The 13,294-nt window shown below is 61.8% G+C and carries 9 protein-coding genes and 3 pseudogenes; 4 read left to right on the top strand and 8 right to left on the bottom strand.

Annotation, left to right across the window (positions count from 1 at the left end):
• Positions 1-332 precede the first annotated feature (332 nt).
• Positions 333-1,028 (top strand): hypothetical protein, encoded by a 696-nt coding sequence (locus ACH4YL_RS06385; protein ID WP_398505372.1) that lies wholly within the window; start codon positions 333-335, stop codon positions 1,026-1,028.
• Positions 1,029-1,189: 161 nt separating this feature from the next.
• Here the strand turns inward: ACH4YL_RS06385 and ACH4YL_RS06380 are convergent, their stop codons facing one another.
• Entirely contained in the window at positions 1,190-1,894 is a 705-nt protein-coding gene (locus tag ACH4YL_RS06380; protein WP_398505370.1) for a hypothetical protein, read from the bottom strand.
• A gap of 956 nt (positions 1,895-2,850) precedes the next feature.
• Between ACH4YL_RS06380 and ACH4YL_RS06375 the strand changes: the two are divergent.
• Positions 2,851-3,246 (top strand): annotated as a pseudogene (locus ACH4YL_RS06375) (Ku protein); the annotation flags it as partial.
• Positions 3,247-3,301: 55 nt separating this feature from the next.
• On the opposite strand, the gene ACH4YL_RS06370 reads toward ACH4YL_RS06375, so the two are convergent.
• The 7 genes and pseudogenes from ACH4YL_RS06370 to ACH4YL_RS06340 all read right to left on the bottom strand — a co-directional run bounded on the left by ACH4YL_RS06370 (position 3,302) and on the right by ACH4YL_RS06340 (position 9,846).
• Entirely contained in the window at positions 3,302-4,120 is an 819-nt protein-coding gene (locus ACH4YL_RS06370; RefSeq protein ID WP_398505368.1) for a hypothetical protein, read from the bottom strand.
• Positions 4,121-4,490: 370 nt separating this feature from the next.
• A complete protein-coding gene (locus tag ACH4YL_RS06365) occupies positions 4,491-7,187 on the bottom strand; it encodes a tetratricopeptide repeat protein (protein WP_398505625.1) in 2,697 nt (898 codons plus the stop codon).
• 279 nt (positions 7,188-7,466) lie between these two features.
• Positions 7,467-7,877, bottom strand: a pseudogene (locus tag ACH4YL_RS06360) (trypsin-like peptidase domain-containing protein); the annotation flags it as partial.
• Positions 7,878-8,013: 136 nt separating this feature from the next.
• Positions 8,014-8,346 carry a trypco2 family protein gene (locus ACH4YL_RS06355; protein ID WP_398505366.1) on the bottom strand — a complete coding sequence of 111 codons (333 nt, stop codon included), beginning with the start codon at positions 8,344-8,346 and terminating at the stop codon, positions 8,014-8,016.
• A 249-nt stretch (positions 8,347-8,595) separates the two neighbouring features.
• Positions 8,596-8,706: pseudogene (locus ACH4YL_RS06350) on the bottom strand (UTRA domain-containing protein); the annotation flags it as partial.
• A gap of 31 nt (positions 8,707-8,737) precedes the next feature.
• Positions 8,738-9,523: an inositol monophosphatase family protein gene (locus ACH4YL_RS06345; RefSeq protein ID WP_398505365.1), complete on the bottom strand. Its 786-nt coding sequence runs from the start codon at positions 9,521-9,523 to the stop codon at positions 8,738-8,740.
• Positions 9,520-9,846, bottom strand: coding sequence for a DUF5919 domain-containing protein (locus ACH4YL_RS06340; RefSeq protein WP_398505363.1), 327 nt, complete (start codon positions 9,844-9,846; stop codon positions 9,520-9,522). Before ACH4YL_RS06340 ends, ACH4YL_RS06345 begins: the two co-directional genes overlap by 4 nt.
• Before the next feature lie 220 nt (positions 9,847-10,066).
• Between ACH4YL_RS06340 and ACH4YL_RS06335 the strand changes: the two genes are divergently transcribed.
• The gene (locus ACH4YL_RS06335; RefSeq protein WP_398505361.1) at positions 10,067-10,336 is read left to right on the top strand and encodes a hypothetical protein; all 270 of its coding nucleotides are present in this window, start codon (positions 10,067-10,069) and stop codon (positions 10,334-10,336) included.
• Positions 10,337-10,585: 249 nt separating this feature from the next.
• Positions 10,586-13,216, top strand: a complete 2,631-nt coding sequence (locus ACH4YL_RS06330; RefSeq protein WP_398505359.1) for a hypothetical protein — start codon at positions 10,586-10,588, stop codon at positions 13,214-13,216.
• Positions 13,217-13,294 lie beyond the last annotated feature (78 nt).

Genomic DNA, 13,294 nt, shown 5'->3' with positions numbered 1-13,294 from the left:
GCGGCCTACGCTGCGCGGCGCTGGCGGTCGTCCTCCTTGGCCTCGATCAGCGCCATGGCATCGTCGATTTCTCACCCAGGCCACCTTCTCCTGCGACGACATCCACCTGTTGAACCGCACTGCTTGGCAATGGTGTCGTCTTTCAGCCGTCTCTCACGCCGGCAAAGGGCACAGCTCAGAGCAATCGGGTGTGGATGAATTCTGGCAAGCCCCGCGTCGAGCGCAGTCTCCAGCTCGGCGAGCACTTCCGGGTGGGGTGGGCGCGGCCCGGGGGCCCGCGGCTTGCCGTGGGTGGTTTCAGGATTTGGATGGCCGCGTATGCTCCAGGCCCGGTGAGCGAATCGACGACCCAAACTCATGTTTCTGTCACCCAGCAGCTCTTGCGCTGCTTCACTGCCGCCATGGTTCATGCGGAAGTTGCACTCATCAGCGCAGGCGCGGCGTTGGCAGGCGTAGCGGTCAGCGGTGGCATCAGCCTCCTGCGCGCCAGGCAGGACCGGCTGGATAAGCAGGCAGACCGAGAGGAGCAGCGCAGAACGCAGCGCCTAGAAACGCGTCGTGCGGCGTATGTAGCCTTCCTGGAAGCCGTAACCGCCATTGAGGACGCACTAGAGGCGATAGGCAGCTTTGAAGTACCTGCGACACGAGAGGAGTTCGACCGTCACGGTCTAGCAGAGAATGCGACGCTAACTGCCTTCGTGAATCGGGTGATGGAAGTCATAGTCGCTGGCCCCTCCGAGATGGAGATGAAGGCCAAGGGTATCTGGGAGTCAATAGTCGACCTGGTCGGTTCCTACGACAACGCCTTTGAAGCTCACAGGACAGATAGCGATCGGCAACAACTCGAAGCGCTCGTTGAACGAGACCACCGCGTAATGCGCAACAGGTTGTCGAACCGACGTTCAGCGTTTGCGGCTGCTGCTCGCGAGCAACTAGGAACTTCACTCGACGATGCAGACCCTACGAGGCGTTCTGATCCTACAGTTCGACGGCGCTGGCGTCGCCGAGGTGGACGGCCAGCCAGCTAACTACACGGCTCTGCGCCGCCTGCCTCGGTTACCCTGCGTCCCGCCATACATCTGGGATACCGAGCCAGGCCGCTGGCCCAGCCGCCCAGGTGTCTCTCAAGCGGGTGCATGCGCCCTAGCCACTGGACCGCGAGGGGCCGCCCTGAGACCGGAGCGGGCAGTCAGATACCTGGTCCGGCGTAGGCGTCGCACTTGGCGGGAGTGCCACGTGTGTTGAGGGTGGAGTCGATGCGGATCTTGCCTGAGGGAGGAACGAGGTCGGGATACTCAGAAGCGCCGCCAATGACGTTCTGCTTGGCGTTGTAGCAGATGATGCCCACGCGGGCGTTCTTCAGCGGTGCGTTCGTTGGGTTGCTGACTTCAAAAGTCCCCGTTGTATCGCCGTACTCGCCTTTGCCGATGGTCACTGCGCTGGTGGGGATCTCGGGGAATGGGCTGTCGGAGAAGGCGCCAGCTTCTTCAACGAGGAGGGTGGCCTCAACCCTCGTGGCTTTCTCGCTCGTCGGAACGTCTACCTGGGTACCAAGGACGAGCAGCTGTTCCGGGCGGCTGAATGACTCAACCTGGCTCTCACTGCCGATGATGTTGCCAGTCGCATTGAGAACGTTGAACTGGACGGTGACGGTTTGCCCGACCTGCTTGGAGTCGTTTCTGACGAGGGACGTGACCCACACGAACTCGTCCTGCTGGCCGAAACCACTAGAGATCAGGCGTCCGTCCGGCTTGGCGCTGGCGGAAGCGGCGGGCGCATCGGAGGTCTCCGAACCGGCAGCCGTCTGTTCGACGACATCGGGGACAGAAGTGGAGCAGCCGGTGAGGGCTAGGGCGAGAATGCATGCTGCCACTGTGGCGGTCCGGAGGGCCATGGTTCTTCCTCTGTCGAGGGAAGGCTGAGTGTTACAAGGTAGGGAGGCAGGGACTGGCCGACGCGGCTTGTTCTTCTTGACCCGCCCCATGAACGATCACAGTAGAGACAACTCGCAGCCCTCGCTACGGGGCGTCAGCGCCGTGTCCTGGGTGGAGAGCACCAGGTGGCCGGCGACGCGAACGAGCGGCCCACAAGCGGCGGCTAGCGCCTCGCGGGCGCACGGACCGTGGTCGGGCCTATGGTCCCCCCGACCACGGGTTGGCGGCGGCAATAGCCGCTGCAAGAACGGTGGCAGGAAACCTTGCAAAAACCTCAGCGAGAACGGTTGCGTAACCCGCAGTGACGGCGCTCAAGCCCGCAGGTCAGAGGCCTTGTGGTTGGTGGTGAGTTGGCCGACTTCCCTCGTCTGCTGCCTTGTTGCCCGTTGTGGTGGGTGGGTGGTGGGTGGGGCGGGCGTCGGCAGCCGCGGGAATGGGGACCTCCTGGCAGGGGCCGGTCTGCGGGCGTCGGCGGGGCCTCCGCGCGGCGCGGTGCGGCATCGAGCGGCCGGAGCCGCTGCGGCTTGCAACACCTGTTGCAACACCTCTTGTCACTGCTCTTGCTACACCTGTTGCTGCCCGACTCGCGGTCGCGCCGGATCACCGCAGGTCACGAGCCTGGTTTTCCGTGGTCGGGGGTCTGACATCCCCTCTACAGCACCCCCTCACGAACCCGATCAAGGAAAAGGGAGAACGGCGGGTCGGTCGGGCGGCGCGGTAGAGGGGATCGGGACGGCCGGGTCCTCTCGCGCGGGTCGGCGGGCCTCCCCGCAGCGGAACCGGCACGCCTTCGGGAGCCTCACCGACCAGGCCGTCGACATGATCCCGCTGCTCGAGGCTGGGGCGTGTGAGCCCGAATGCCGTGCCCGTCCGTCGCCGTACGCTGACGGTCTCGGGGCTGTCGTGGAGGTATGTCATGCCCGGCCCCGTCTGGTCCGGTGCCATCAGCCTTGGCCTCGTGACGATCCCGATCAAGGTGCTTCCTGCCACGGAGGACCGCAGTGTGCGGTTTAGGCAGGTGCACTTGGAGGACATGAGTCCAATCCGCAATCGCAAGGTCTGCGAGGTCGACGGCAAGGAGCTGCGGCAGGACGAGATCGGCAAGGGCTACGAGCTCCCCGGTGGCGACACCGTCCAGATCACCGACGAGGAGCTGGAATCCCTCCCGCTGCCGACGGCGAAAGCGATCGAGATCGAAGCGTTCGTGCCGGTCGAATCGATCGACCCGATCCGCATCGCCGCCGGCTACTACCTGGCCGCAGACGGCCCCGTTGCGGCCAAACCGTACGTGCTGCTGCGCAAGGCCCTGGAGTGAACGGCCTGAACGGGGCTGAATGGGACGGAATCTGAGACAGGCTGGTGGGCAACTAGGCCTCGGACTTGCCTTCACCTTGCTCGGCTGTGCCGATCACATGGCCCATAACGACCCGTGTGTGCTCCCACAAGGCTGCCAGCAGGTTCGTGACGCCGAAAGCGCGACCATCTGGTGAGACGACCTGGACATGAGCCGTGATGTTGTACTGCCCCTGGACGGACTTGATGCGGCCACTTGTCCGATGCCGGAGCAAGACAGCACCATCTTCAAACGGAGCGACTACCACCTCGGTGTCGGGCGGCACGCTGGCAGCAGCCCCTTCCTCGGTTTCGAACTCGACCGCTGGCGCGTGCTGGATGGCCTGTGGTGCCAGATCGGGCTTGACCTGCAGGTGGTGCTTGGTGCTGTTGTCTAGATCACGCAGGACCAACAGCAGGTCTTCATCAAGGGTGCGACCGTGTTCGGGCCCCTGGAACGGTTGAAGCTGCTCCAGAGCGTCGCGGCACCAGTCGGGCAAGCAAGCGAGCCCCTTTTGGCGGCTCTTCCACTCCTTGGGTGTGCCGCAGATGGGGAACATGAGAGCCTTGAGCTGCTTTTCGTCCGTCACACCGGACTGCCGCGCGATGGCTACGACCAGATTATCGAGGGTCGCCCGCAGGTGGTTTACCGCTTCACCGAAACTGAAACCCCAATCGGAAAGTGGCGGAGACTGAGATACCTGGAGCCGCAGCTCCCAACTAAGTCGATCTTCGGCGATGCTGGCTCGCACCCCGTAAGGGCTACTGACGCCCCAAGCTTGCATGCCGGCCGACAACTCCGCTCCAAGCTGATGCGCTCGCGTGAGTCGGCTAATTTGATCGGTGAAGTCCACTTCGCACCCTAACTCCCGTTACCTGGCGCTACTTTACTGTTGGCCTCCCGCCTGGATCCATCAGTTTTGTGTGAACGGGAACCTCTGACCGCAAGCACAATCGGGCCCCTCTGTACTGCATCCGATGTCGCCCAACCCATTGCGGTCTCGGACTGCGGACGGGCCCCTGCCTTGGTCCCGGGTGTTCCCCGTTGTTCCCCGCCCAAATCTGGCACGTGACTGGCACGAATCCTCGAGCACTTGGCTATGCGGTCGTTGAGGTCCAGTGGGTTCGTCAATGGGCGATGAGCGGCTACTGACGATTCAGACTGCGGCTGTTGAGGTTGCCGTTCTCCCATGCTGCACGGCTTGGGCCATGTAGCCATAACCGTCAGGAATCTTGCGTAGCAGCCTTAAGGAGGTCGCGAATTTCTATAGACGAAGCGAGATACTCGCCAAAACGTGCAGGATAGAGATTGGAGAGATCATCGAATATTTCAATAGAGCGATCTATTGAAATCAATGCCCTACCGTATTCCTTGGTGGCGATGAGTCGCCTTGATTGATAATGCAGGAGCACGGCGAGTTCAGGTAGAAATGCGGCTGGATGGTTTTCTGCAAGGGGGGCACATATCTCGATCGCTTCATTGATGACACCAAGAGCTTCTTGGGGATTTCCAGCTGCAGCCAGCCGATTCGACTGAACGCCCAGGAAAACTGCGAGGTTGGGTAGAAACGCGTTCGGATGATCCCTGGCGAGGGGGCGATAGATGTCAATCGCTTCATTGATGGCGTCGAGTGCTTCTTGGAATTTTCCAGCTTCGGCCAGCTGAGTCGACTGAGTGCCCAGAAAAGCTGCAAAATTGGCCAGAAAAGCGTCTGGGTGAGCCTTGATCAAGGGGCGATAGAACTCGACCGCTTCAGATATCATGCACAACGCATCCGAATAGTTGCCTAGCGCATGTAGGTGATTCGATTGATTGTTTAGCGCAACAGCCAAAAAGGGCCGAAATGCTTCTGGATGAGCCTTGGAAAGGTATCTGTAGTGCTTTACGGCCTCGGCTCCCACCTCTACTGCCTTCTGAATTTCCCCTAGTTCGGAAAAATGTGCGGACTGAGTCGTGAGCGCCTTGGCAAGTTCGGGCAGGAAGGAATCAGGATTGTCCCCAGTGACAGTTCTCCAGTACCCTACAGATTCCGTCGCCGCTTCCAATGCTTGCAACCTTTTCCCGACTTGCGCGAAGCGATTCGACTGGCTACTCAATGCCATTGCAAGACCGGGTAGGTGGATTCTTTGCTGGTCTTCGGGTAGTGATTTAAACGTTTGAATTGATTCATCCGAAAAACTCAACGCTTCGGGCCAACGTCCAATATCGGCCAGGCGGTTTGCTTTGTTATTTAGGGCCATGGCGAGGCGATACAGGTAAGCATCTGGTTGCTTTCCTGCAAGATGTCTCCAATATCGCACAGCCTCCTCCATTGTCTGTAGTGATTCAGCCCTTCTTCCGATTTCTGCCAGGCGATTCGATTTGTTATTCAATGCCATGGCAAGGTTGGCTAGGTGGTCACCTTGCCGATTTTCGATCAATGCTTCATATATCTCGATGGCCTGACTTGCGGACCTCAAGGCCTCTTCTTTCCGTCCGATCTCGGCCAGGCGATTAGATTGGCTGTTAAGGGCGAGGGCGAGGTCGGGGAAATGCTCCTGAGTGTCACGAACAGGCTGGGATTTCAAAGCGTCCACAAGAGAAGTTGTCAAAGTTTCCGCATAATTGGCAAGTGTGAGAGTGGAGCTCGGCAAGAAATCATGGAGTACCTTAAGTAGGGATGTATCGCTGGTTTTCTTAGTTAGATCTGAGAGGGTGGCGATAAGCAGATCGGGATAGGGGGTCTGCGTTGCCGAGATCAGGGCTGCAGGAGCTATTATCGTCGGAGAGGCGTTGATAGATTCGCGCAGAAGAGCTTCAACTGCCGAATTGTATTGAGCATGCCGCCCCGTTCGGGCGAGGACGTTCAAGGCGTAAAAGGCCTGGGCTACGTCAAGATTGGCTAGGTATCGAGAAATAACTCCCGGTTCTCGCATCACTTGAATACCAATGTGATGTTCGGCGATGCGGTCGGGTTGGAGGCTGCCCCAGACAGAGCCCTCCGGCGCTGGGTAGAGGTCAGCGAGCCAGGTCGATAGGGCACCCCGGATTCCGGCCGCACTGGCGTCTTCCAGGCCGGGCAGGTTGGTCAGCAGCGTCCGAGCGTTGTCACGGTCGGTCGCAGGAGCCAGAGACGCCAGGGCGACGGCGAGCGAACGGGTTTCGCTTCCGCAGCGTTCGCCAGTCAGGCCCCGTTCAGGACTGTTAGCGGTGTCGTCCCAGTATTTCTGCTCGTGCCCCAGGAGCCGGCCCTCTAGGGAGGATGTTTGTACGCCTGTCTGCTGTGGGGTGCCAGTGCTGTCCAATAGCGTTAGCAGAGCGGCCATTTGGATTGACAGTGGGCTGTCAAACTCTTCTGCCGTGAGCGCGGGTAGTGCGGTGACGGCGCATACACGTGACAGGAGGGCCTGCCAGTTTAGGCCGGGGTATACATGGCGCAGTCGGTCGCTGAAATGGTTGAGAGCTTTCCTGTAGGCGGTCACCCGATCTCGGGAGCTGTGATGTAGAGCGGGCACCGGGGTCACTGTGGCAGCGCCTAGGGCTTGACTACGCGGGTGCTGAGTTGCCCTGATCCACCAGTCGCCTGTTGCACGAGCTAGCGCCAGGATACGTACAGGGTTGGTGCTTTGGTCGTGTTCGACGACGTCCAGCAGTTCGTGAAGTTGCGCGATACGAGTTTCGGCGTAGTCGACGATGACCAACAGCGGTCTGCACACCTGGGAAAGCGTTCCGAGTGGCGTGCCCACATTTGGGGTTAGTCGTATCGCGGTCCAGCCACGGCTGGTCATGTGGGAGGCTAGTTCACTGGCCAGCCTGGTCTTGCCTGCACCGCCGGGTCCGGTCAGAAGACGGGCTTGCACCAGCCCATCGCCCCATTCCCACTCCACAGTCTGTGTCAGACACCAATCGGTCAGGTTCGTCAACAGTTCTTCGCGTCCCATGAAGGACACCACGGCTTGCTCTGGGCGCAGCAGATCAGCTGGGGAACGCGCTAGCCGAGGGATCGTTGCTAAGTCGGTTATGTGTTGTAGGTCCGCAGGCTCTAGCAGCATTGCCCGTCCGGTGTGCTCTTCGATCAGACTCCGCACCGTTGGGTCGCTGGCCAGTACATAACTCGGCACGGCCTCCAACTGAGCATGTGTCCAACCAGGAGGATCGCCAACTACCACCCCCGTCAGTAGCGGCCGCATTGCTGGTGTACTGCTGCACCACAAGGAAGCCCCGGACATCCCACCCCAAGGTGACGCGCCTCCCTGCGGTTCGGCACCGACATCGCCGGCCAAAACGTAACGGTCCCGATCCCGGCCGCTGGCCGGGAGTACTCGCCCATCACGCTGCACAGATGACACGGCATCGCCGCCAGCCTGCCCCCCAACCGGGTAGCCCAGCGCCTGGGCCGGACAGGTTTGCATCGTCACCAACCGCCCCCACCGGACCGCTGGCAAGGGCCGGGGCGACAGGTCTTGCTCTGCCAGGAGCAACGCAGCATCCCACCCTTGGGGCCCGTCCTCGAACCGATCCCAGACCACCTGGCACGGCACTTGGCCAGGCCTCCCGGGAAGCTGCACAGACACTCGCGCACGGTCCTTGAGTACGTGTGCGGCCGTGAGTACGAGCCGCCCGCCCAGCACATATCCCGACCCTCGGGCGCCGCCGGAACGCACCACTGCTACCCGCGTCGGATCCACCCTTGTGCCTCCTCTGCTCGGTGCTCAAGCCTCATGTCGGCGGCCGACGTCTCTGTCACCACGTGGCCGGGTGCTGCCCTTACCCCCCAAACCGAGAGCCGAGCATCTCGCCCGTTGCATCTGGCTGGTCGGTGTTCACGTGATAGGAGCTGTTGGTCACGGTGTCCTTCGGTGTCAGCACGAGCTTCACCCGGTGCACCGATGCCTTCGACAATGAAGCCCCCATGTCTGCCGACACCACCCAAGCCTTCACGCTGGCACCGGCCTTGCCCTCCTTGCGCATCTCCACCGAGAACTCCAGTTCCACCGGACCTACTTCAAATCTCGGCCCCGTACCACTGCCAGCGGCTGCAGCCACCAACTGCGCCCGCAGATGCTCCACAGCCTCCGCAATCCCGATCTCTTCAGACATCCGAAACCTCTCCCCACACTCCACGACAGCTGTGCACACCTGACAGTGCATCAATGCAGACGACCACCAGCGCCTGAGAAGTTCCCGCCTCACCCGCTGCGCCAACCATTCAGCAGTTCGCGCTCGTATTGGCACTCTCCCTGATCGCATGTGATCGCCTGAAGTCCGGACGGGGTAGCTTGAGACTGCTGAGGTCCGTGGAACGGCTTTGGGCTGGAGCTGCTTTGGCGCGAGTGATCATGGCCCCGAAACACTCAGCACGGGCTCGCCGTCCGGGAGCTCCAGGAGCTCAGCCCCCTCGCACTCGGGTAGCCGAGCAGAGACCCGTTCCGTCACGTGGTCGAAACGGACTCCGGAACGGGTGGCACTATCGACGCACTCCAGCAAGCTTTCAGAGACCTTCGAGTAGTCGCAGGACATCATCGCGAAGCCCTGGGGCGACAGCAATGGTGGCCGCGGACCTCAGGTCATGGGCAGCGCCCTGCACGTCCATGACGACTGCGCCGGCCTCGCGAGCGATCGCGACACCCCCTGCCATGTCCCACGGGTGATTACTCATGGCAATGCTCGCATCGAGCTTGCCGGAAGCGACCCACACGAGATCGACAGCTGCCGATCCGAGCATCCTGACCCGCAGGACTCGTTCAGCGAGCAGGGCCGTGAGTGCTAGGCGACGCCGGTTCCGAGCTTGCGCGCCCTCCCCCACTGCGTAGTCCCCAATGGCGACGATCGCCTCGTTCAAGGTCTGCTTACGACTGGGGGCAATCCGTGTTTCTCCGCAGTACGCCCCGTGCCCCTCCGCTGCCCTGTACCGCTGTCCCAGGAAGGGCAGGTCGATGACGCCGAGAACAGAGCGGTCGTTCTCAACAAGTCCCAGTGAGACTGCACAGAGCGGCAAGCCGTTGACGATATTCGCCGTGCCGTCGACCGGATCGAGCGCCCACGTGAGGTTGCCCCCGATTCCGGAGCCGCCGCTCTCTTCACCCAGGAAGCCGATCTCCGGAGTCTCCTTGAGGAGGAAGCTGCGGACCTGCTCCTCAACCGCGTAGTCGAGCTCGGAGACCATGTCTCGATCGCCCTTGGCCGTCACTGATCCAACGGCCATGTCAGTGACCAGGGTCGACGCCTGGTCTAGTGCCGCGCCGGCGATACGAAGGAGCCCCTGGAGGTCGGTCATTCAGCTGCTCGCCTTTCCCACAGCGTGGTGAAGATCTGGTCGAACGTCGGGAAGAGGCCGCCCGTCGTCCGGCGCTTCCGGACCAGGAACGTCGGCGAGTCCACGACACGAGTCTGCGGGAGGTACGGCTGCGCCACGCACAGCTGCGAGTCGATCAGCGTGATGTTGAACCGGATGGGTTCGTCATACACGCCGAACTCGATACGCTGCGCTGCCTCCGGACTGAGCCGCTCGACTACGCGGTCCTGCAGGATGGTCAGGTTCAGCGCGGTGAGCGCGCCGTCCTGTACCGCTTCTACGCGAAGTTGCTGCGCGGCTTCCAAGGGCGGTCCAACGACCTCATTCAAGTTGCCCTGGACGAAGGCAAATAGGACTAGGCCACACGACGCGACAGCTGGCAATGCACTCTCAGATTCCACGTAGGCTGCCGCGCAACTACAGACATGCCCGTTCGGGATCTGGGTCTTCGCTGACGCACTGGCCAGGGCCAGACAGGAGTGGCTGGAGGAGCTGAGTCCTCAGGACGGGGACGATGACGGCGCCTTGTTCAGCTTTGGCGACAGCGTAAGAGACGTCGTCAAGCAGGAGCAGGAGAAGGCCCGCGTCCGCGTTGAACAGAACTTGCGGGCTCTGGTGGCCCGGCAGGCTCGAATCAAGTTCGTGGACCAGGTCTGGTCAGTGTTCGACGGCGTCTATGGCATGGCCAACGACACAACAGTGAGCGCTGCCTTACGCCTTACCGTCGGCGAAGGAGCTGTGCGGGTGATCGAAGAGGGCAGGAAGATCCGGGACTACGTGAGTGGTCGACCCTAGTGCCCTCGGGCCCAGTCTCACCGCACGTCCAGAGCTAGATGTGGCCCGTTTCGGGCGGCTTGCTCGTCCAACAGATCGGCTTCGACTTGCCGGACCACGAAATCGTAGAAGTATTGTTCCTGAAGGCTACAGCCATTAGAGGCAACAATGTCCTCTCGTTCCGAGCGCCACTCCACTGCCGATGCTTCGTCGCTGCAAGCGCCTCATGTGGCCCGTTCAGCGACAGAGACAGTCATCGCCTTCTGCGTCTTGTTCGCCGTCGTTCGCGCTGTCGGCGACAAGTCCTCGTGGCAGGCTACTGGCTGGACGGAAGTCATTGAGGCACCTGCTGAGTGGTTCATGCAGTTCATCGACGGCGCCGCGCGCTTGGTAACAGCCGGCAGCGACGGCGCACCGTTCAGCACTCGACTCGGTTGCCTGATTTTGTTCATCCTCCTGCTCTCGGTACTTCGGCGCTTGATGCTAATGCTCTACGCCCACAAACCGGGTGCGGTGGACGTGAAGCAGCTCGTCGCGTCAGCACCGGAAGTCGAACCACGAGTGGAGGGGCTGACTGCCCAATTGCGCAAGCAGTTGTCAGAGACGAATCTCTACCCTCCTTCAGCCCTTCCTACAGAGGCCCCAGCAGACAACTTCCTCGACCTGCTCGGTGATGTTGACCTCGAGCCCAAGAAGATTGGGACGAGTTTGCTGCGCCTCTTCAGTCGTCTTCGACCAAAGATCGCTTACACGGTTCGCGGAGTTCTCCGAGTGCGGGAGCAGGAGCCCCGTTTCGGCATCACGGTCACCGTCACCTCGTACGCTATCCGGGGCAGTCGTACGGAAGCGCTCTGGCTCTCCACATGGGAGCAGGCGGTACGAGAGGCTGGATACTGGGTCATGGCGGCTCTGGTGCCCGTCACCCGCGCCAGCCGTCGTCCCCCTTGGCAGGAGTGGCGCGGACGAGACTTGCCGCCGCAACTATTCGCCGCCTACCAGCAAGGCCGGGAACTCAGCAAGAACCGGCAATTCGACGACGCCCTAGACCACTATTACGAGGCGCTGCGAATCGACCCGACGAACCTGTATCTGCGCACGCAGATCGCCGGAATCCAGGAACAACTCTGGCTGCATCTTGACGCTCTGGAGACCTACTACGGGGCGATGCTTTTGGACGGGCAGAGCAACGAACAGCGCAATGCCCGCATGGGAATGAGCGCCTGGGATCCCCGCCGGGTCCTTCGCCGTCGTTACCGATGGTGGCGCAGCGGTCTGCTCGAGGCGCGCTTCCGCTACGCCGTCGTCCTCGGAGTGGCGGAGCGGACTGCCCATCAATGGTGCAAGGAAGACGACCGCCCGTGCCCGCGACGGGAACACGCGCGGAAGGAGATCCGGCTGGCTCTCGGCCCCGCCCTCGCCGATCGGCATTGGCGGACCCTCATGGAGGTCATACCTCCCGGTGCGACAAGGCCATTCGGGAGGGAGCAGGAAGAAGGGGCCAAGAAGTGGCTCAAGGAGAAACTCGAAGAGGATGAGCGCCAGTATGAGATCGTCCGGGTGTTCTTCCAGCTCGCTTGCAGAGAGGAGATGCGCCAGCTCATCGCCGACTACCCCCGCCTGATTCATCTCCGGCTCCCTCTTATCCGCTCTCACGGCACACTTACTCGGACCTCCCTGCGGCTCAATTGCGATGTGTGGGCGCCCCTGCGACTGGCGTGGGCCCACCACGAAGCAGGCGATCACAAATTCAAGCAGCTGGAGAACCCACTTTCTTGGCCCTCCTCCGCCGAGACACTCAAGCACCAGGTGAAGGAGGCTAGGGGCTGGCTGCGAAGGGTGCGCCCGTGGACTTCCCGGGGGTGGCGCCTCTGGCAGGACAGCTACAACGCCGCGTGTGTGTACGCGGTGGCGATGAACCCGTTCAGGGGCGAGGAAGAGGAGAAGCCAGGCGCCCATGCCGATCTGACCGTGGACGAACCGGAGGGCGGGGCGAACGCCGATCCGGGGGAGGCCCTCGCCAAACTCGCCGTGGACGAACTGGAGGGCGCGGCGAACGCCGATCTGAGCGGCTTCCAACCCCTGACCCGATCGTGGTTGCTCATCGAGGACCCAGATCTGGCGAAATTGCGTCTGGAACGCCGCTTCATCCGCTTCGAGCGCGAGACCTATCCACATGCAGCGCCGGATCGCCATCGTCTCGAGCATCCTCTTCAGCCAGAAATGATGGCATACGACAAGAAGCTGCTGAGCGGATGTGCCGAAGTCATGGAACACACGTGGCGTCTCAGAGCCAAACAGCTCCCCGCCGAGTCTCACATGCTCGCCAAGTGGTTCTCCAGCGAAGCTGAACTCTGGCGGTGCATCCACCGCATTGCCGACAACCAGGGGCGCAACTGGCGTGATCGCGAGAAACTCCTTCAGCGGGTCAGGGAGGTTGCGGACATCACGCTGCTGTTCAAGTGCGGGCTTCCGTCCAGCCTGCCCGAGATGGACGACCTATTGGACGAAGCCACGTGGAACGAACTCGAAGACGTGAAGGCGCAGATCAGGAGCTTCGAGGAGACGTTCGAGATTCGCCTCGCATCGGTGAGTGTTGCCGTGTCCGAGAATTCGGACAGTCCAGCCGGCTCACCCTCACCCATCCTTCTCAGCACTCAGTGGCTGAACGCGGTGCGACACAACGGCGCCTCGCCGAACTTCGTCACCCAGGCATCTGTCCAACAGGCGTGCTCTGACTACGAAATCGCCTGGCAAGCGCTCCGCCATCAGCTCGACCCCGACGAAAGCGACAGCGCTGCCCTGTCCGACTTCATGCGCAGGTTCCATAAGCCGCGCGGCACGTGGCGCGTGCTCGCCGCCATCAAATCGGGCGGCCCGTACGGCTTCCGGAACGGAAGCTGATCCGACGACGGAGTTCGTAAGGGGCCTCCCCACGAGCGCGGCCCCAGGGACAATCACTGTCCGTAGTACTTCCTCGCG

The organism is Streptomyces sp. NPDC020681, assembly GCF_044334895.1.
Classification (GTDB): Bacteria; Actinomycetota; Actinomycetes; order Streptomycetales; family Streptomycetaceae; genus Streptomyces.
Note: the sequence above shows the minus strand (reverse complement) of the source record. Positions and strands in the feature narration are given on the sequence as shown.